The 18369-nt window shown below is 65.1% G+C and carries 13 protein-coding genes; 6 read left to right on the plus strand and 7 right to left on the minus strand.

Annotated features, from left to right (window positions below):
- Nucleotides 1-34 precede the first annotated feature (34 nt).
- Nucleotides 35-1402: an HDOD domain-containing protein gene (locus tag F3089_RS12980; protein WP_151441211.1), complete on the plus strand. Its 1368-nt coding sequence runs from the start codon at nucleotides 35-37 to the stop codon at nucleotides 1400-1402.
- Here F3089_RS12980 and F3089_RS12985 read toward each other — a convergent pair.
- The 5 genes from F3089_RS12985 to F3089_RS13005 are packed head-to-tail and all read right to left on the minus strand — an operon-like array spanning nucleotide 1370 to nucleotide 8829.
- The gene (locus F3089_RS12985; protein WP_151441212.1) at nucleotides 1370-2926 is read right to left on the minus strand and encodes a sensor domain-containing diguanylate cyclase; all 1557 of its coding nucleotides are present in this window, start codon (nucleotides 2924-2926) and stop codon (nucleotides 1370-1372) included. The genes F3089_RS12980 and F3089_RS12985 overlap by 33 nt on opposite strands.
- A 58-nt stretch (nucleotides 2927-2984) precedes the next feature.
- Nucleotides 2985-3509, minus strand: coding sequence for a DUF2489 domain-containing protein (locus F3089_RS12990; protein WP_151441213.1), 525 nt, complete (start codon nucleotides 3507-3509; stop codon nucleotides 2985-2987).
- Nucleotides 3510-3524: 15 nt separating this feature from the next.
- Entirely contained in the window at nucleotides 3525-4082 is a 558-nt protein-coding gene (locus F3089_RS12995; protein WP_151441214.1) for a copper chaperone PCu(A)C, read from the minus strand.
- Between the two features lie 3 nt (nucleotides 4083-4085).
- On the minus strand, nucleotides 4086-5864 hold the full coding sequence (locus tag F3089_RS13000; protein WP_151441215.1) for an EAL domain-containing response regulator: 1779 nt from the start codon (nucleotides 5862-5864) through the stop codon (nucleotides 4086-4088).
- Complete coding sequence (locus tag F3089_RS13005) at nucleotides 5851-8829, minus strand: hybrid sensor histidine kinase/response regulator (protein ID WP_151441216.1); 2979 nt, start codon at nucleotides 8827-8829, stop codon at nucleotides 5851-5853. The genes F3089_RS13000 and F3089_RS13005 overlap by 14 nt, the downstream gene beginning before the upstream one ends.
- A gap of 179 nt (nucleotides 8830-9008) precedes the next feature.
- Between F3089_RS13005 and F3089_RS13010 the strand changes: the two genes are divergently transcribed.
- From F3089_RS13010 to F3089_RS13030, 5 genes are read left to right on the plus strand one after another with little or no spacing between them, the layout of a single operon-like run.
- Complete coding sequence (locus F3089_RS13010) at nucleotides 9009-9527, plus strand: GspH/FimT family pseudopilin (protein WP_151441217.1); 519 nt, start codon at nucleotides 9009-9011, stop codon at nucleotides 9525-9527.
- Nucleotides 9524-9982: a type IV pilus modification protein PilV gene (gene pilV, locus F3089_RS13015; RefSeq protein ID WP_151441218.1), complete on the plus strand. Its 459-nt coding sequence runs from the start codon at nucleotides 9524-9526 to the stop codon at nucleotides 9980-9982. Before F3089_RS13010 ends, pilV begins: the two co-directional genes overlap by 4 nt.
- The gene (locus F3089_RS13020; protein WP_151441255.1) at nucleotides 9982-11082 is read left to right on the plus strand and encodes a PilW family protein; all 1101 of its coding nucleotides are present in this window, start codon (nucleotides 9982-9984) and stop codon (nucleotides 11080-11082) included. The genes pilV and F3089_RS13020 overlap by 1 nt, the downstream gene beginning before the upstream one ends.
- A 3-nt stretch (nucleotides 11083-11085) precedes the next feature.
- Nucleotides 11086-11643, plus strand: a complete 558-nt coding sequence (locus tag F3089_RS13025; protein WP_151441219.1) for a pilus assembly PilX family protein — start codon at nucleotides 11086-11088, stop codon at nucleotides 11641-11643.
- A gap of 48 nt (nucleotides 11644-11691) precedes the next feature.
- Nucleotides 11692-15696 carry a pilus assembly protein gene (locus F3089_RS13030; protein ID WP_151441220.1) on the plus strand — a complete coding sequence of 1335 codons (4005 nt, stop codon included), beginning with the start codon at nucleotides 11692-11694 and terminating at the stop codon, nucleotides 15694-15696.
- Between the two features lie 3 nt (nucleotides 15697-15699).
- Here the strand turns inward: F3089_RS13030 and F3089_RS13035 are convergent, their stop codons facing one another.
- Both F3089_RS13035 and F3089_RS13040 read right to left on the minus strand, forming a co-directional pair.
- Nucleotides 15700-16821 (minus strand): HD-GYP domain-containing protein, encoded by a 1122-nt coding sequence (locus F3089_RS13035; protein WP_151441221.1) that lies wholly within the window; start codon nucleotides 16819-16821, stop codon nucleotides 15700-15702.
- A gap of 74 nt (nucleotides 16822-16895) precedes the next feature.
- Complete coding sequence (locus tag F3089_RS13040; RefSeq protein WP_151441222.1) at nucleotides 16896-18368, minus strand: PhnE/PtxC family ABC transporter permease; 1473 nt, start codon at nucleotides 18366-18368, stop codon at nucleotides 16896-16898.
- Nucleotide 18369: the final 1 nt, after the last annotated feature.

Consider the following 18369-nt stretch of genomic DNA (forward strand, 5'->3'; position numbering starts at 1 on the left):
CCTGAAAAACGCTTGATATGGACAGGACGTACCGATGACCACACCGCGACACCTGGAGGCCTTCCTCCGCACCGACGAGGGCGGGCTTACGCCGGAAAGCCTTAACAGCAGGGAGCCCGCTGCCGAACCACGCATCCGGACAGCGGTGCTGGCTGATGCTCTGGGCCGGGTCCAGGCCTTTTTCCGCGACGACAGCCTGCTCGACATCGACCACCTGAACCAGGCGCTGGCGCGGGAGCTGCGGGGGCTGCCCCTGCGCGAAATGGGGCGCCTGCGCCAGAAGTACCAGGTTCGCCAGATTCCGCCCCTGCCGGCAATGACCCATTTTGAGACGGCCGTGGACAACCGGATCGCTGAACTCGAGCAGGCACGCTTCTACAGCGGTCAGGGGGAAGAGGATCTGGCGCTGGCCATGGATGACTACAGGCGACTGCTCAATGGCGCGCGCTGGCTGGCCATCTCCCGCCCGCTAACGGACATCGCGGTCAACCATCTGTCACCAGAACAGGACGAGGTCCAGTTGCGCGAGGCGCTGCACAGCTTCACCGGCCTGCGCATCAAGCAGCGCCTGGACGACACGCTTGAGATCCCGCCGCTGCCGGAGACGGCCCAGCGCATCCTGCACCTGCGCATGAAGCCCAACGCCGAGATCGGAGATCTGGCGGATATTGTGGAGAACGACCCAAGCCTCGCGGCCCAGGTGGTGAGTTGGGCCTCATCCTCGTTCTATGCGTCGCATACGCCGGTGAACTCCATCTACGATGCCATCCAGAGAGTGCTCGGGTTTGATCTGGTGATGAACCTGGCCATGGGCCTGTCCCTGGGGCGTACACTCAAACAGCCCACGGATCAGCCCGAGGGGTTCATCGGCTACTGGACCCAGGCCATCTGGATGGCCCAGGCGGTGAGCGTGATCATCAGCTGCATGCCCAGGCGCGAGCGGCCCACTTTCGGCCTGACCTATCTGTCGGGGCTGCTGCACAACTTCGGCTACCTGGTGCTGGCCCACGTCTTCCCGCCGCATTTCTCGCTGATCTGCCGCTATACCGAGGTGAACACCCATGTGCCCCACGAGCTGGTGGAGCACCACCTGATCGGCATTACGCGTGAGCAGATCGGTGGTGTACTCATGGATCTGTGGAACATGCCGGAAGAGGTGGTCACCGCGATCCGGCACCAGAAGAACCCGGAATACGCGGGCGAGCATTGCGCCTACGCCAACGCGCTCTATCTGGCGCGGGCGCTGCTGGTGGAGAGGGGGGTGCGCCTGGGGCCGGAACTCCCGGTTCCGGATGCGCTCTATGAACGCCTCAACCTGGCGCCCGGACGGGTGGCCGAGGAGATGGACATACTCGTGGAGAACAGTGATTCAGTCGCCAGCATGGCCGGTATGCTGAGCTGAACGGCGGGCCTTCTTGTCCGCATACATGGCTTCGTCCGCGCGCGCCAGTACCACATCCGCATCCGCGACTTCTCCGGCCTGCCAGGTCACCACACCGACGCTGGGGCCGTTGTACTCGATAGTGGTGCTCTCCAGTTCGTAGGTGCCACGGGTGCCCGTGCGCAGCCGCTCACTGATCACGCTGCGTTCGTGCGCGGGGTCGCCGCCCGCGCCCGGCTTGCCAACGAACACGAACTCGTCACCCCCGTAGCGCGCCACCATGTCGCCCATGCGGGAAAGGTTGCGCAGCTGCACCGCGAACTGGCGCAGGAATTCATCACCGACCTCGTGGCCATGGGTGTCATTGATCCGCTTGAAGCCGTCCAGGTCGATGAAGGCAACGTGAACGGCACCGTCAACGCGCTGTGCCTGTGCGAGCAGCCGTTCGAGTTCCTGGATCAGATAGCGCCGGTTGGGCAGGCCCGTGAGGGTGTCGTGCAGGGCGTTATGCTTGAGTTCGAGATTGGCCGCTTCCAGGCGGGCATGGTCCAGGAGCCGGTTGGCCAGCAGTGACAGCGCATTGGCAACGCTGTTCAGCAGCTGACGTTCATCCGGGGAACGGTTCAGGTCATGGGCGGCGAGGATCAGGATGGCCGCCTCGGCTTTCTCTTCCGATGTGACCACCAGCAGGGCGGCATCGCCATCCTCGGGCAGGGCTTCACGGCGGCGCTGTTCACGCACCCATTGCATGTCCTCCGGCGGGAAGATCAGGTGTTCGTGGTCACTGTGCAGCATCCCCTCGAGGTGCTCGGGATTGGCCTCCATAAGGGCATCCGCCATCCAGGTCGCTTCCGGGTCCTTCTCGCCCAGGGTCCGGGCGTGGCCGTCATCCCTCAGGTACAGCGGAATCACTCTCTCCCACAGGTGCGAGTGTTCGAGTCTGGCCGCTACTGCGGCCACGGCGTCATGAAGCCGGGAGGCGGACAGGCACAGCCGGCTTACCTCCGAGATCAGCCCCATGCGCTGTATCTGCTGTTCCGCCTCCAGTGCCTGGCGGCGGACGCTGTGGGCGTGTTCCTCGCGCGTGATCTGGTGCGCGATGAGGTCCGCGCAGAGTCTCAACGTGGCAAGGCTGGTGTCCGCGATCTCCACGCTCCGGGAGCTGGCGCCGCAGAGGGTGCCCAGAAGCCCGTCATCCAGCCGGCGCACGGGCACGGTTACGTAGGTCTGGATGCCCAGGCGCCGGGCTGCCAGGGAGTCGCCCCAGGTATTGGGTACATCCTGGGTGAGCAGGCGGTTTTCGGTCAGGGCGCGCCGGCACAGGGTGTCCTGCCAGGGGACGCGAAGGCCCTCCTTGAGCGTGAGTGCACCCGTATTACGGGCGTAGATGATCTCCTGGGAGTCATCCTCGGGCCGGTACATGGTCAGGTAGACCGAGTCCAGCCCGGTTGCCTGCTGGATCAGATCCAGCATGGGCCGGACGAGCCCCTCGAGCGAGACCGCCGAGGCAACAGAGTGCGCAAGCTGGGAAAGGGCGGTTTCCATCAGTGTCCCATTCCGGGAAGTGTGCTTTCTGCAAGCATAGGTCAGTTAGGGCGGGGTGTCATGGATGCAGTGTTGAACGGCCCGGGTCAACGGTGCGTGGCTCACCGGCGGAGGCGCTGACACTGCCGTCGAAGCGGTAGTAGCGGATCGCCAGCGCGGCTTCATGGATGGCCTCGGCGTGCTCCGCCTCAAGTGCGAACCGCTCCTGGTCCAGGCGCTGTATGAGCTTGGGGTCGGCCTGTTTGCGTGCCTCGTGGGTGGGCATGTGTTCCGTCTTCTCGTAGATGGTCTGGAAGACGTCGTAGGGGCGGTGGTTCAGCAGCTCCGGTTCCACATGGTCCAGGAGGCCCTTGATGCGGATGCAGCCCTCAGAGGGCTCAACCTGTTCCTGTTCGAGCGTCATGGCGAGGATGCGGATGCTCTCGATCATGCTCTCGCGGCGCTCGGCCTGCAGTGCCCGTGTGCGCTCAATCGCGCGCTGGTGCTGGCGCAGGCGACGCCCCTTACGGAGGATGTACAGGCTCAGGCCGGCTATGGCGATGAGGCCGGCAATGATGAGCATCCATTGCATATTCTGGGGCATGATGACTCCTGGTGATCAGTGGCTGTTATGGCCGGCTGTGCCGTCCGGGGCCCGGATGTCCAGCTGGGCCTCACGGGTTTCGCCGTTGCGGAATTCGAGGGTCAGCGACCTTGTGTCGCCTTCGGTCAGTGGCTCATCCAGCCCCTTGATCATGAGATGGAGGCCCATGGGCGCGAGTTCAACCGCCGCGCCCGGCTCCAGTGTCAGCCCCTCGGGCAGGGCCTGCATCCGCATCTGGCCGTCCACCTCGCGGGATTCGTGGATCTCGATGCTTTCCGCCCAGTCCGCTGTTCCGCCGGTCAGGGTGCGGGCCTGTTCGCCGTCGTTGTGCAGTGTCATGTAACCGGCGCCCCGGTCGATCCCGGGCGGGGTGGCGCGGGCCCAGGGGGTCTCGATGCGGATCTCCGCGGAGGCGGCGCTGGCGCCCGCCGCCAGCATCAATACCAGAAACGCGAGCATACCGTTACTGTAGGAGCGAGCCTCGCTCGCGATACTTTCGGACCGACTATGCGAGGGGTATCCGTTGTGATCGCGAGCGGGGCTCGCTCCTACGGTGTTCAGCAGTGATGTCATTGTTCAGGCTCCAAAGTGCCAGTCCGGCGGCTGCCGGCAGATCTGTTCAAACTGTGCCGCCTGCATGGGGCGGGCGAACCAGAATCCCTGGGCCAGCTCGCAGCCCAGTCCCAGAAGGGTCCGGGCCTGGTCGGGGCTCTCAATGCCTTCCGCGACCACGGCGCATCCGAAATTATGGGCCATGGCGATGACGGTGCGCACCAGGTTCTGGTCCTGCTGGTGTTCGCCCATGGCGTTGATGAAGGTGCGGTCGATCTTGAGCGTGCTCACCGGCAGGTCCTTGAGATAGGCCAGGGAGGAGTAGCCGGTGCCGAAATCATCAATGGCAACGCTCACCCCGGCATCGGCCAGCTGCTTCAGCTGCCGGCGGGCCTGCTCCACATCCTCCATCAGGCCGGACTCGGTGACCTCGACTTCCAGGCAGTGGCTGGGCAGGCCGTGTTCCGTCAGCAGTGCCAGGATCTCCTCGGCCAGGTCCGGGCGCGTCAGCTGGCGCGCCGCCACATTCACCGCCATACGGCAGTCGCCACCGGTGAGGCCGGCCCGGTACCACTGGGCGGTCTGGCGGATGGTCTCCTCCAGCACCCAACGCCCCAGGGTCAGGATCTCACCACTGCCTTCGGCCAGGGGGATGAAATCGCCGGGCGAGACCTGACCCAGGCGCGGATTGTACCAGCGCAGCAGGGTCTCGGCACCGGCGAGGGCGCCCGTGGCGAGATTGATCTTGGGCTGGAACATCAGTGACAGTTCATGGTTGCTGACCGCATTGCGCAGCTCGTGCTCAATCTCGCCGCGTCGGCGCAGGCTCTGTTCCAGGCTGGCATCAAACTGGCGGATGGCGGTGCCATCATGCCGCGGCAGTGCCAGGGCCGCGTAGCGCACGAGCTGCTCGGCGTCGTTGCCGTCCCGGTCGCTGCGGCTCATGCCGATGCGCAGGCCTGTGTTGAGGCGCAGGTCACCGATCTGGAAAGTGCGGGTCAGCTCCTCAACCACGGCGACCAGGTCCTGTTCAAGTTGCCGCCCTGTTCCGTGTTCCCGGCGGAAGCAGACAAACTCGGCGTTGCCCCAGCACCCCACCTCCGCTTCTTCCAGCTTGCGGTTGAGCAGGCGCGCGACCAACCGCAGCAGCTGCTCCATGGCGGGGTAGCCGTGCAGGTGAGCGATCTCCTCCAGGTCGCTCAGGGCGATGAAGGCCACCGCCAGTGTGTCACCCTGCTCCAGATGCTCCGCCATACCGGCGAGGATGGCGCGCCGGTTGGGCATCCCAGTGATCGGCTCCTGGAGCGCCAGTCGTTCCAGCTCACGGGTCCGCTCCGCCACCATCTGTTCCAGCGTGCGCGCCTCGGAGACCCGCTCGAGATACTGGGAATGGCTGCTCAGGCTGTTGTGGATGCGCTGCAGTGCCTCGCGCTGGTCAAAGGGCTTGGTCAGGAAATCCCGGGCGCCGGCCCCCAGGGCCCGGTCCCGGGTCTCCTCATCGGTCTGTGCGGTCAGCACGATCACTGGTGGGCACTGGTCCTCCCAGCGTTCCACCAGGCGCCGCAGCAGCTTGTGGCCGTCCGGCTCGGGCATGCGGATGTCGAGCAGGATCAGCTGCGGCAGTGCCCGCTCACACCGGGGCTCAACCTGTTTCGGGTCCGAGAGGCCAATGAGGTTGCTGTAACCGGCATCCTCCAGCATCTCGCAGAGCAGTTCCACGTTCGCCGGGTTGTCGTCGACGACCATGATGGTCGCATCGGCGTGTGGGGTCTGGGTCTCCCCGATGGGGTTATTCCGGGTCATTGCGGATCCACTCGTCCAGGTGTTCAAACAGGTAGTTCATGTCCACCGGCTTGGTCAGGTAATCCACGAAACCGGACTCCATGCCACGGCGGATGTCTTCCCGCATGGCGTTGGCCGAAACCGCTACCACGGGGATGGGGCGGGTGACGGGATCGTCCCGCAGTTCGCCCAGGGCGCTTTCCCCGTCCATGCCGGGCAGGTTGAGGTCCATGAAGACCAGGTCCGGCAGCTGGGAGCGGACCATGTCCAGGCCCAGTTCCGCGCTGTGCACACAGACCAGCTCCAGCTCAGTGTACTCCTCGAAGGCCTCCTGCATCAGGCGCTGGTTGGCCGGGTTGTCCTCAACATAGAGGATGCGTCGCCGGCCGCTCTGGTTTTCGGGCCGGGCTGCTGCTGTGGCGTCCTCCGGGGCCGTCGCGTCTGTGGCCGGTGTTTCCGCAAGCGCCAGATGCACCCGGAAGTCGGAACCCACGCCGGGTTCGCTGACACAGTCGATCCAGCCGCCCATGGCCTCGACCAGGCGGCGGGTGAGCGCGAGCCCGATGCCGGTGCCCTCGATGCTGTGATCCGCGCCGAGCCGGTCAAAGGGGTTGAACAGCTGCTCGAGTTTGCCGGCATCGATGCCCATGCCGGTGTCCTCACAGTGCAGCACCGCCCAGTCCCCCTCAAGGGTCCAGAACAGCCGCAGCTGACCTTCGGGGCGGTTGTACTTGATGGCGTTGGAGATCAGGTTGAGCAGCACCTGCTTGAGGCGGGTGAAATCCGCATGCACCCGCGGCCACTGGCTGGGCTGCCCGTGCAGGTGGGCTTCGATGCCGTGGGTTTCCGCCATACCGGCGATGGTGTCCAGTGCCTCCCGGGCTGTTTCGCCACTGCACAGCGCTTCCATGGAAAGCTGGATGCGCCCGGATTCCACGCGCGCCAGGTCCAGGATCTCGTTGATCAGTTCCAGCAGGTGCTGGCCGCTGCGCTGGATCTGGCCCACCTGGCGCTGCTGGCGTTCGTCCAGGTGGGAACGCTGGCTGTTCTCCAGAAGCTGGGCGAAGCCGAGGATGGAGTTCAGCGGCGTGCGCAGTTCATGGCTCATGGCTGAGAGGAAGTGGCTCTTGGCCCTGCTGGCTTTCTCGGCCTGGTCCCGGGCCTGTGCCAGTTCCCGGGTGAAACGGTCACGCTCCTCGAAGTGGCGGCTCAGGTTGATCAGCAGGGCACAGGTGGCGGTGAACGGCTCCAGCCATTCCAGCACGGCGTCGTCGTAGTCGTACGCCCCGTTGGCGATTGCGAACATGCCGATGACTTCGCCGTTGTGGCGGATGGGCACACCCATGTAACTGTACAGCGGCGGGTGGCCCTCGGGCAGCCCGGCGCCCCGCTCGTCCTGCATGGGGGCGCTGGAGATGATGGTCTCGCCGTGGGCAAAGACCTTGCCCAGCAGGCTGTCCGGGGTGCTGAGTGTCATGTCGCCGGCGCGCAGCTGCTCCATGAGTTCCCGGGATTCCGGGCTCCAGGACAGGTCCGTGATGGCATGGATCTTGAGCGCAGGCGTGTCCTGCTCGTTGGTGATCACCTCACCGATCAGGCCGTAGTCGCTGCCGGTCAGCTCCCTGAGCGCATCCAGGAGAAAGGTCCAGAGCCGGTCGCCGGACATCAGGGCCTCGTAGTCGGTCAGCCCCCGGTGCAATACCTGAAGCAGCTGGCTCTGGCGGTCCCGTTCGCGTTCACGTTCACGCAGTGCCTCGTTCATCTGCAGGTATTCGGTCACATCGTGCGCCACGCTCACAATGCCGTGGATGGCATCATTGGCGTCGAACAGGGGCGCCTTGCTGATGCGGAAACAGCGGCCGTCGGAGTTGTTGAATGTCAGCGCCTCTGGGCGCCCCGTGGCGAGGAGCCGTTCATTGGCCGCCTCGGCCTCCTCAAGGATTTCCTGCGGGTAGAGATCGCAGGCGGTCAGGCCTTCAACCTGATTCTGGCCCAGCTCCCGTGCCAGGATCCCGCTGGCTTTATTCGCCAGCAGATAGGTCCCTTCCCGATTCTTCACATAGATCGGGTCCTGGCTCGCATCGATGATCGAACGCAGAAAGGCCCGCTCCCGGCGGGATTCCGCTTCGGCTTCACGGATGTCGCTGAGATCCGTGAGCACCACCATGAACTCGCTGCTGCTGTCGTCCGCCAGCGAGACCCGGTTCAGTGTGGCCTGGACCGGCACGCCGCCTCCGTTCCGGGTCAGGGCGCCGGTCTCCCGGGTGATCTGCGGCTGGTCCGCGTGATCAAGGTGGAACTCCGGGAGGACCCGCTGCAGGGAGAGGTTCTGGAGACTGGCTCCGGTATGACCGAGCAGTGACAGGGCAAAAGGATTGGCGTCCTGGATCAGGCCCTCACTGTTGACGCGGATGATGCCCACGGAAGCGCCGGCGATCAGGGCCCCGTAGCGGGCATTGGAGACCAGCGCCTGGTAGTGCTCCTTTTCCTGCTCCCGCCGCGCCAGCTGGAAGCGCAGCAGTTCTTCCGCCTGCTGGGCCAGGCGCGTCAGTGTCCACTGGTCGGATTCGGAAAGGCTGCGCGGGGCAACATCCAGGATGCACAGGCTGCCCACGATGGCGTCGCCTTCAGGGCGCAGTGGAATGCCGGCGTAGAACCGGATGCCCGGCTCGCCGCGGACCAAAGGCTTGTCCCGGAAGCGGGGCTCGAGAGAGGCGTCCTCACAGATCAGAGGGGCGTTGTCGGCAATCAGCTCAGTGCAGAAGCTCTCCTCACGGGGACTGTCCGTGAGGGGATCCGGTCCCGAGCAGGATTTGACCCACTGGCGCTCGACTCCGACCAGGGTGATCAGGGCGAGGCGTGTGCCGAAGAGGTGTCGGGCCAGTTCCGTCAGCCGGTCATAGGCCGTTTCCGGGGCCGTGCCCATCAGGCCAAGCCGGTCAATGGCGGCCAGCCGACTGTTCTCATCGGGATACGGCGTAGCCATGGCTCCCCACCTCTGACGCGGATGCTGTGTTCATCATTATGGCTGTCTGTCTGCTTGCGCTGAATTTTTGTTCAATCTTTTACATTCGTGGCCGTTTCGGCCAATTCCTCCCCCACCACACCTTGATAACGTCAGATCAGGGCAAAGTGCCACGTGATCCGTTGTTGTAAGGAGGCCGGGTGCAGCGGGGTCTGACATTGATCGAACTCATAGTGACCATGGCTCTCATGGCGCTGATTCTGGGTATGGCCATTCCGGTCAGCCGCAGCATCATGGCGTCCAGCGAGCTGACGGCCACCACAAACGCCATGGTGGGGGTACTGAACGAAGCCCGTGTCCAGGGCATACGTCGCAACCGCACCGTCTGGATCTCTCCCGGAGTGGGTGAAAACGGCACCACGGCGTGGCAGAACGGGATCCATGCCACTGTCGGCGCTCCGGAGGAGTTTCTGGAACAGACAGTGTTCCTCAGGGCGGTCAGCACCATCGATGGCCGACTGGAGGTCAGTGTTGACGGCGCCGATGCCACCCAGGACGCCTTTGGTTTCAGCCCGGAAGGGTACCTGCTCAATGCGGATCGAGTGGACTTTGTGCTGTGCAACAGCATCACGCCCTCGGACAGCCGGCGAGTGCGGATCAACCTGGGTGGCCAGATCGAGACCACGACCATCGAGCGCGGGGAGTGTGACGGGGCATGAGACACCAGCGTGGCCTGACCCTTCTGGAGGTGCTGATCTCCGTTCTGCTGCTCTCGCTTGGGATCCTGGGGGTGGCCGGGCTCCAGCTGCACGCGCTGCGTTCGTCCACGGAGGCGGACCTGCGTACCCAGGCGCGACTGCACGTGCGCGACATGATTGAGCGGATCCGCATGACCCCGGAGGATCGTGAAGCGTTTGAGGTTACCGGGAACAGCTGCGCGGCGGACAGCTTACCGGGTGGCAGCGGTTTCGTGGCGAATGAGGTCAACAACTGGTGCCGCGCCGTCGCGAACGGGCTGCCCGGCGGGCGTGGCCTGATCAGTGTGGATGGCACCGATATCCGGGTGCAGGTGAGCTGGCTGGAGCGCGCGGCCCCGGATTCCCAGGATTTCAGCCAGGATGAGCGCGAGCGTACTGAGTACGGACTGGATGCAACCGCACGGGAGAACGGCTGATGCCCGGGCAGGCCGGCAGCATGAAGGCGCAGGGCGGCATGACCCTGGTGGAGGTCATGATCGCCATGGTTCTGGGACTGTTGGTGCTGATGGCGATCGTCCAGATCTTTGTCGGCCAGCGCCAGACGTTTGCGCTGGCCGAGGCTACCAACCAGGTCCAGGAAACCGGTCGGATCGCCGTGGAGTTTCTGTCCCGGGCGGGGCGTAACACTGATTACTGGGGGTGTCTCCAGGATGCCTCCGGACTGGAGAGCAACCTCAATGCGGGCAACGGCCAGTCCGTGGCTTTTGACTTCAGCCGCGGGCTCGGCGTCTACAGCGGACCCATGGACGATATGGATGACCTCAACCCCGTGGCGGATTCGCATGTGCTGGTTTTCCGTGGCGCGAAGGGCGGCGATTCCGCCCGGGTGGATGCGACGGCCAGCAACAGTGGCGGCCTGAGGAGTGATTCCGGGCGCGACCTGACGCGTTACTTCAAGCCCGGGGACCTGATGGTGGTCGCGGACTGCGGGGGTGGCGAGATCTTCCAGGCGACATCCGTGCAGCAGCACCAGGTCCGCCACCAGCCGAGTGCCAATGTGACCCCGGGTAACAGAAACAACCAGCTGCAGACCGACCCGGGCGCCGGCGCCCGGATGATGGGCGTCAGCACCCAGCGTTTCTTCGTTGCTGAGCAGGGGGAGGGCCGTTACTCACTGATGATCCAGGAGATCACCGGAACCACGACCGGTGGTGGTCCGGGCGGCGGTGGTAGCACCACGGCTGAGCTCGGCCCGCCGCGCGAGGTGGTCTCCGGGGTGCGTGCCATGCGCGTACGGCTGGGCCTGGATACGGACGGTGATGACGCGGTTGATGCCTGGGAGGCACCCCCTGCGCAGGGCGGCGATGAATCCGTTCTCGATGAGGCCATTGGGCTGCGCATCAGCCTTCTGGTGCGCTCGCCGGGCGGGGAAGTGACCGAGGAGCCGCAGTCCTACTGCTTCCCGGCATGGCGGGACTGCACCGACAGCGGCGAAGGCCTCGTCAGTGCGCAGGACCGCCACCTCTACCGGGTGTACTCGACGTCGATGACCATCCGCAACCGGCTGACGGAGTGAGGTATGCAGGCGAGCAGCGGAATGCAGCAACAGCAGGGCGCCACACTGATCATGACCCTGCTGGTGTTGCTGGTGGTGTCGCTGCTGGCGATCAGCAGCGCCGAAAGGGCCACCCTGCAGGATCGTATGGTGGGCAGCCAGCGGGATGCGGATATCGCTTTTGAGATGGCCGAGGAGGCCCTCAATGAGGCGGAAACCCTGCTCGAGACCGGCCAGGTGACGCCCGCGGATTTCAGCGCCCAGGGCCCCTTCTACAGCCAGGGTGAGGCCCCGGACCCCTTCGAGCATGCTACCTGGGAACCCGGCGGCGGCAGCCGCGAGGCCAAGGCAACCCATAACCGCTGGGTGCAGGAGTACAGCGACGCCACCATTCCCCGGTTCATCATCGAACGCATCGGGCGGATCGGCGACAGCGGCGAGGGCAGCGTTATGGTCGGTGGCCGACAGCAGCTGGCCGCCGGCGGGCAGATGGAAGGCTATCGGATCATCGTGCGCTCACGGGGTGCCACGGGACACAGTGACCGGATCCTTGAAGGCTATTTCGCGGCGGATCTGAGGTGAGCCGGTGGCATCGAACACAAGAAGAACAATGGGCAGGAGCAGGCAATCATGGCGGTAACCGCAGTACGGGACAGGATCCTGACGTATCTGCTCGGAGTCAGTCTGCTGGTTCCGGTGGTGGCAGCGGGGGCGGAAAACAGTGGCTTTGCCCAGTCACCGCTGTTCCTGAATGAGCCAGCGGCAGACAGCATGGCGTTTGTGCTGGACGATTCCGCCAGCGCGGATTTTGAGCTGCAGGTTCCCGGCACCCGGCAGGGGGCCCTGGAGAGGGATGGCTTCAGCCGCTGGCTGGGGGAGCTTCTGGATGGGAGCGATGTGAATCTGTTCGAGTCGATCGCCCAGCCGCTGCTCCGCGATATCCGCTATGGGTACCTGTTCGAGCCGGGCCTGGTCGACACCTACGACGGCCGCCGCATCAATCCGGAATACCACGTCGTGCCCCCACTGGCGAAGTTCGGGTTCCTTCGCTCCGCAGCCTGGAACCCCCAGTTCTACAACCCCGGGGTGGATTACGAGCCCTGGCCCTACCCGGTTCCGGACGGAATGCACACAATGCCTCCGGCCAGCACCAGCGACCCGAAGCTGGACCCGCTGTATGGGCAGCGGATGAGCGAGATGCGCTCGGACAGCGGTTTCGCCAACTGGCTCAGGGATGGCGCTGATTTCCTCAGTGATGTGGAGTGCTTCCTGACCTCCTGGTTCACCGACTGTGAGGCGAACCGGCCCATGCTCGATGTGCAGTACCGGCCCTTCACGGTATCCGGTGAGCTGCGTGATGCGGTCAAGGGCGTACTGGACTCGGCGGGCACCTCGATCAAGGAGAGCACGCTGGGCCTCAGCCCCGGCTCGACATTCCTTGACCGGAGCGCCTGTGCGATTGATGAATTCCGCAATGACTTCGGCACCGTTGTGGGCGAAGAGACCCTGTTCAACCAGAACAGCGTCTGTATGCCGCATGTGCAGGCGAGTTACTACGTGCCCCAGAAGACCGGCTCCTACCGCTGGGAGGGCGACCTTTTCGGTGTTCTCGGAGAAGGGCAGTGCGGCAGCCGGCAAAGTGATGACTTTGTTGAGTTCATCGAGAACTTTGATCAGGAGGCACTGCGGTTCGAGGACGCGCAGGGTAACCAGTTCCCCGGAGCCCTGGCTCCTGACGGCACCTGCCTGCGGCGGGTGAACCTGAGCGATCCGGATGCCGTCCGGGACCTTGTGCAGGAACGCTACGGCCGCACCTACGAGGAAGAACTCCAGAACTTCGCCAACTGGTTCACCTACCACCGGCGCCGCCACCAGTCCCTGAGGGCGGCACTGGGGGAGACAGCGGTGCGGGTGGATAACCTGCGTGGGATGCCGGTGCTTACCAACAGCGCCTCCGGGGACCTGCCCCTTTACGACCTGCAGAACCGTTCCGGGAACGGCGGGCTGGACCGGTTCCTGGCGCAGATCTACACGGGTTATAACGGCGCTACGGATGAGCGGACAGCGCCCCTGCGCAGCACCCTCAATCACGTCGGGGAGCAGTTTGAGCGCAGCGACGACAATGCCCCTGTGACCGCCTCCTGCCAGCAGAACATCGCGGGCCTGTATTCGGACGGCTACAGCACCGATGGCACGGTCAGTGCCGTGGGCAATGCCGATGGCGGCGCCGGTGAGCCCTTTTCCGACGGCGCCAGGGGAACCCTGGCCGACGTTGCCTGGAACTATTACGACGAGCTTGAGGTCCCCGGCCTGGAAAACGGCAATGTGCCGGTTCCGGACGCCTGCAGTGAGCGTAACCCAGCGGGCTGGCTGGACTGCAACCGCGACCTCCACCTCAACACCTTCGGGGTGACCACCGGCCACCAGGGCGCCAATGTCTGGGGCTGGCCGATGCCCGGCACGGACGATGGCTATGAGCGGCGCAGGGATGCGCACCAACAGCCACCCCAGTGGTGGCCGGTCTCCACGGATCGCCCGGGAGATAACCCCGGCAGCGCCGCCCAGCGGGATGATCTCTATCACGCTGCAACCAATGGTTTCGGGGAACTGTTCAGTGCGGATGATGCCGTGAACGCAGCTTCTTCGCTCAACAATGCCCTGAACCGCCCCAGCACCCTCAACGCCTGGGAGTCCGCCGCAACGCCCGAGGCGGTTGAGATCTCGCAGCGCGAAGGGCTGGTCTACAGCGCCTCCTTCAATCCCCGTGACTGGGAAGGTCGACTGACCGCCCGGCGCGCGGATCTCACCGCGACGGACAGTGACGACCCGCAGGACCAGGTCCTCGGGGAGGTCCTGTGGGATGCGGGCACGGTCCTGGATGAACGTAACCTCCAGAGCAACCCGCGTACCATCCTCACGGCCGGTGCCGACGGGGAACCCGTGGCGTTTGAGCCGGACAACCTTGATCAGCTGCCCGATGAGGCCCGGGCCGATCTGAGCGCTGGCGGCGACCGTGCCACCGCCGAGGATCGCATTGCGTACCTGGCGGGCCGGCGCAACCTTGAGGGGGAACGGTTGCGCGAGCGCGGCGGCCGCCTGGGCGACATTGTCCACTCGAATCCGGTCCATGTGGGGCGGCCCGCCATGGGGTGGCCGGACGAGGCGCCCTACGGCACGGAAGATGACCGCTACTCGGATTACCTGGCCGCCCAGAGGGACCGGGAGCGCACCATCTACGCGGGTGCCAATGACGGCATGCTGCACGCCTTTGACGGCACCCCGGATGACTCCGGCGGTGGCGAGCGCTTTGCCTATATCCCGTCCTTCGCCTTTGATGACGCGGAAAGCCGCGGCTTCAGCTACCTCACGTCACCGCAATACCAGCACCGCTACAGCGTGGATCTGGCGCCGGCGGTCTCCGATGCCCACATCCAGACGGATCCGGATGCCGGCCCTGAATGGCACTCGGTGCTGGTGGGCGGCATGCGCACCGGTGGCCGGGGCCTGTTCGCACTGGATGTCACGGATCCCGATGTGGCCAGCTCCGACTCGCCCGAGGACCTGCTCCTGTGGGAGTTCCAGCATCAGGACCTGGGGACCCTGAACAAGCCCGTGAACATCGTGCTCATGCCCTGGGATGACGGCCATGAGTGGGTGGCCGTGTTCGGCAACGGCTACAATGCGCCCAGTGGCCGTTCCGGCGTCTTCATGCTGCGGCTGGAGGGCGGCCTGGACGGCGAATGGAGCCGGGGCACGGATTACCGCTTCATCGAGACCGGCGGCGATGGGCTGCCGGGCGTGACCTCGGATGTGACGCCAGTGGATACCGATCGCGACCGGGTTCCGGACCGGCTCTATGCCAGCGACCGCGAGGGCCGTATCTGGGTGCTGGTGGAGAACAGTGGCAGCTGGGTCGCCAAAGATGAGCCCCTGTTCCGCACTCCGGGAGGCCAGCCGATCACCACCGGCGTGACGGTGACCGGCAACCGCTTTGTGCCGGACGAGGACAGCAATGCCCCGAGCCTGCTGGTGTTCTTCGGCACCGGCCAGTACCTGAGCACTGGTGACCTGAGCGACACCACCACCCAGTCCTTCTACGGGGTCTGGGACCATGGTGGTACGGGGATCAGCAGGGATCAGCTGCAGGCCCAGGATCTCACCGAATCCGTGGCCGGCCAGACCCGGACCCGCAGCCTCAGCGGTAATGAAGTGGCCTGGGGCCGGAATCCCACGGATGACCACGGCTGGTACTTTGATTTCGATACCCGCATCGGTGAACGGGTGGTGGAGCGGCCAAGGCTGCGCAACGGTCAGCTGCGGTTCAACACCACCATACCGGAGACGGACCCCTGTTCCGCCGGTGGCAGCAGCTTCCGCATGTTCGTGGACCTCGACGGCTCCAACCCGGACGAGCCGAACGTGGACGATGACAATGACGGGGAGCTGGAGGATGAGCCCAGCGCGGGTACCGAGCATGATGACGGCCTGCTCAGCGGTGGCAGTGGCCTGCTGGACGTGCAGGTGGACAATTCCACGGATGAGGAAAAGGATGAGGAGACCCGGATCACCCGGACCAGCGAACCCGCCATCCGGCGTGGCCGGCTGGGCTGGCAGGAGCTGGTGCGCCCGCGCTGAGCCTCAGCCGTAGCCCCAGAGCAGGGCCAGGTTCAGTGACGGCAGCATGTCCGGCACCAGGGTGGTACGGACGCGGTAGTCCTCCACGCTGGTGTCGCGCCGCAGTGGTCCCAGGTAGCGCTTGCCCTGGGCATTGAACACCGCCTGGGCAATGGGCGAGCGCGGGGTGCGGCGCCGGTGGGTGACCAGCCCCGTCTCACCATTGGCCAGCTGCACCAGCACGCCCGGCGGGTAGGGTGTGAGCTGCCGGAACACCGCCTCATAGACCATCTGGTGCGGGTCCTCCGCCATGGACTCCAGGATCTCATCCATGGCGTGATCCGCCCGGTAGCGGTTGCGGTAGGCGCGCTTGGTGATCATGGCGGTATAGCGCTCCGCCAGGGACAGCACCTTGGCCTCCACCAGCAGCTCGCTGCCGCTCAGTCCCTTGGGGTAGCCCCCGCCGTCAAAGCGCTCATGGTGCTGCTCCACGATCGTCAGCAGGACCTCCTGGTTGATGCCGGCCTTGCGCAGGGCACTGGCGCTGAGTTCCGGGTGTTTCTCGATCACCCGGCGCTGCTCGTCGGTCAGCTTCCGGTTGGAGTTGTTGAGCTTATCCAGGTACGGCAGCAGGGTGATGTTCGCGGTCAGCGCGGCCTGAAGCAGCAGCAGGGTCCGGGTGTCGTCCAGTTCGAAGTGGTAGGCCGCCAGCCAGCAGATGATGGCGTAGAATAGGGTCTGCTCATAGGCCGTGGGTTCCACCGCATAGACGTGCACCAGGCCGATGCAGGCGTCCGCGTCCTGCTGGCACAGGCTCTGGATGCGCCGGGCCAGGTGTTCCAGGCGCTCACTGGCGCGGGCATCCGCATTCATGATCCGCTCCAGGGCCTGCTCCAGTTCGTACAGCAGGATCGAATACTCCGCGAAGGGGCTGAAGCGCGGCGTGGCATCGTCCTTCTGGCGCTTCTCCGCCTGACGCTGGGGCGGCTCGTACATGCCCCGCTCATAGAGCCGCTCAAGCTGCCATTCGTTCTGGATGACATACCCCTGGGCCACCAGCAGGTTGCCGGTTTCATCATAGACTGGCCAGGGCAGTGGCTTACCCACGGTCAGCAGCCCCGGAGCGAGCCGTACCAGATCGGACATCGAATACCTCGTCGGAATACGTCAGGTGTGACAATAAAGCACAGAGGCAATAAAGCACAGACCAACGCCGGATTTTATGCCTCACAGGTTGGCCGGGTTCTCAGTCTCAGCCAGGCCCGGATCCGGCGTGACAGGGCATCCACCCCGATGTTGAGCAGGGCCGTGATCAGGATCAGCACCATGGCCCGGTCAAAACGGATCTCCTGGATGGCGCCCTCCACGTAGAAGCCCAGTGTGGTGATGCCGAGAATGCCCAGGATGGCCGTTTCGCGCATGATGATCTCCCAGCGGTAGAACAGGAACGCCAGGAAGGGGGGATAGACCCTGGGGACCAGCTCCCAGGCATAGCGGTTGAAGCCGATGGGCGCCCCCTTGCGCAGGGGCACCTCATCGCTCATGCGGCCCACCAGATGGCCGATGATGCCACCGTTGTGCAGGGCCAGCGCCACTACTGCGGGCAGCATGGAGGGGCCCCAGAGCTGGAGCAGGAGATAGGCCAGCATGTACTCCGGTGTGGAACGGGCGATGACCAGCAGCACATGGCCGCTGGTACGCCGTACCGGCCCGGTGAAATGCGTGGAAATCAGTGGGAAAGCCAGCAGTGCCAGAACGCCCGTGGCCACCAGCGCCATCTGGGTCAGCAGCAGGGTGTTCCAGATGCCGGGAAGCGCCTGGTTGGCCAGTATCTCCGTGAGCCAGGGCTGGAACCCCTCCCAGCCTTCACCCTCGCGCAGGGGGCGGGGCACGATATCCTGAGTCACGAAGCGGGTCACGTTGCCCCAGATAATGGGCAGCCCCTCCCCCAGGAAGAACGGGGCAGCCAGCAGGTAGACGGGCACCAGCCGCGGCCGGAGCCAGAGCCGCATGGTGGCGATCAGCACATAGAACACCAGCAGCAGGGCGCCCACCTGGGAGTAATACCCCTGGGAGAACGCCGCCTCCAGGTGGAAGCCCAGTGTGGGCAGCCCAATGAAGCCGAGTATGGCGGATGAGCGCAGGCCACACTCCAGGCGGTAGGCGGTGTAGGTGCGCAGGTGTGGCCAGGCCTCGGGCACCTGGGTGAAGAAATAGCGCAGCAGGCGGCGGGTGTTCTTCGGAGCCGCCCTCGCCGGCAATGGGTCCGCCTCATCGATGATCTCCGAATACACCTTGGCGAAGATCCCGGCAAAGGGAATGGCGATGGCCAGAACCCCGGACAGCGGGTGGATCCCAAAGCACTGCAGGAAGATCAGCGCCCAGAAGATCTCATGGATCGAGCGGATGAAGGCGCAGAACGCCCGCACCAGACGGGAGGAGAAAAGGGTGGTCAGCAGGAAGCCGATCACCGCGCCCAGCGCGACCCCGGTAAAGGCGTAGGCCAGGGTGCGTGTGAACGCGGTGAACAGCTCGTTCGTGGCCGTGAGATCCGGTGTGACCAGCCCGTACAGCAGCCGCTGCAGCTCCTGCCAGGGGTTGAGCGTGGTGATCGCCAGGTCCGAGAACGGCAGGCAGGCCAGGGCCACGCCGATGAATGCCAGGGTTGTGAGGCCGGTGCGGGATCGAAGCATG

Source organism: Halospina sp. K52047b (assembly GCF_008709855.1).
Classification (GTDB): domain Bacteria; phylum Pseudomonadota; class Gammaproteobacteria; order Pseudomonadales; family Oleiphilaceae; genus Halospina; species Halospina utahensis_B.

Coding starts and splice junctions, on each gene's coding strand:
- F3089_RS12980 (WP_151441211.1), top strand. CDS start 35: ATGACCACACCGCGACACCTGGAGGCCTTCCTCCGCACCGACGAGGGC.
- F3089_RS12985 (WP_151441212.1), bottom strand. CDS start 2,926: ATGGAAACCGCCCTTTCCCAGCTTGCGCACTCTGTTGCCTCGGCGGTC.
- F3089_RS12990 (WP_151441213.1), bottom strand. CDS start 3,509: ATGCCCCAGAATATGCAATGGATGCTCATCATTGCCGGCCTCATCGCC.
- F3089_RS12995 (WP_151441214.1), bottom strand. CDS start 4,082: ATGACATCACTGCTGAACACCGTAGGAGCGAGCCCCGCTCGCGATCAC.
- F3089_RS13000 (WP_151441215.1), bottom strand. CDS start 5,864: ATGACCCGGAATAACCCCATCGGGGAGACCCAGACCCCACACGCCGAT.
- F3089_RS13005 (WP_151441216.1), bottom strand. CDS start 8,829: ATGGCTACGCCGTATCCCGATGAGAACAGTCGGCTGGCCGCCATTGAC.
- pilV (WP_151441218.1), top strand. CDS start 9,524: ATGAGACACCAGCGTGGCCTGACCCTTCTGGAGGTGCTGATCTCCGTT.
- F3089_RS13020 (WP_151441255.1), top strand. CDS start 9,982: ATGCCCGGGCAGGCCGGCAGCATGAAGGCGCAGGGCGGCATGACCCTG.
- F3089_RS13025 (WP_151441219.1), top strand. CDS start 11,086: ATGCAGGCGAGCAGCGGAATGCAGCAACAGCAGGGCGCCACACTGATC.
- F3089_RS13030 (WP_151441220.1), top strand. CDS start 11,692: ATGGCGGTAACCGCAGTACGGGACAGGATCCTGACGTATCTGCTCGGA.
- F3089_RS13035 (WP_151441221.1), bottom strand. CDS start 16,821: ATGTCCGATCTGGTACGGCTCGCTCCGGGGCTGCTGACCGTGGGTAAG.
- F3089_RS13040 (WP_151441222.1), bottom strand. CDS start 18,368: ATGCTTCGATCCCGCACCGGCCTCACAACCCTGGCATTCATCGGCGTG.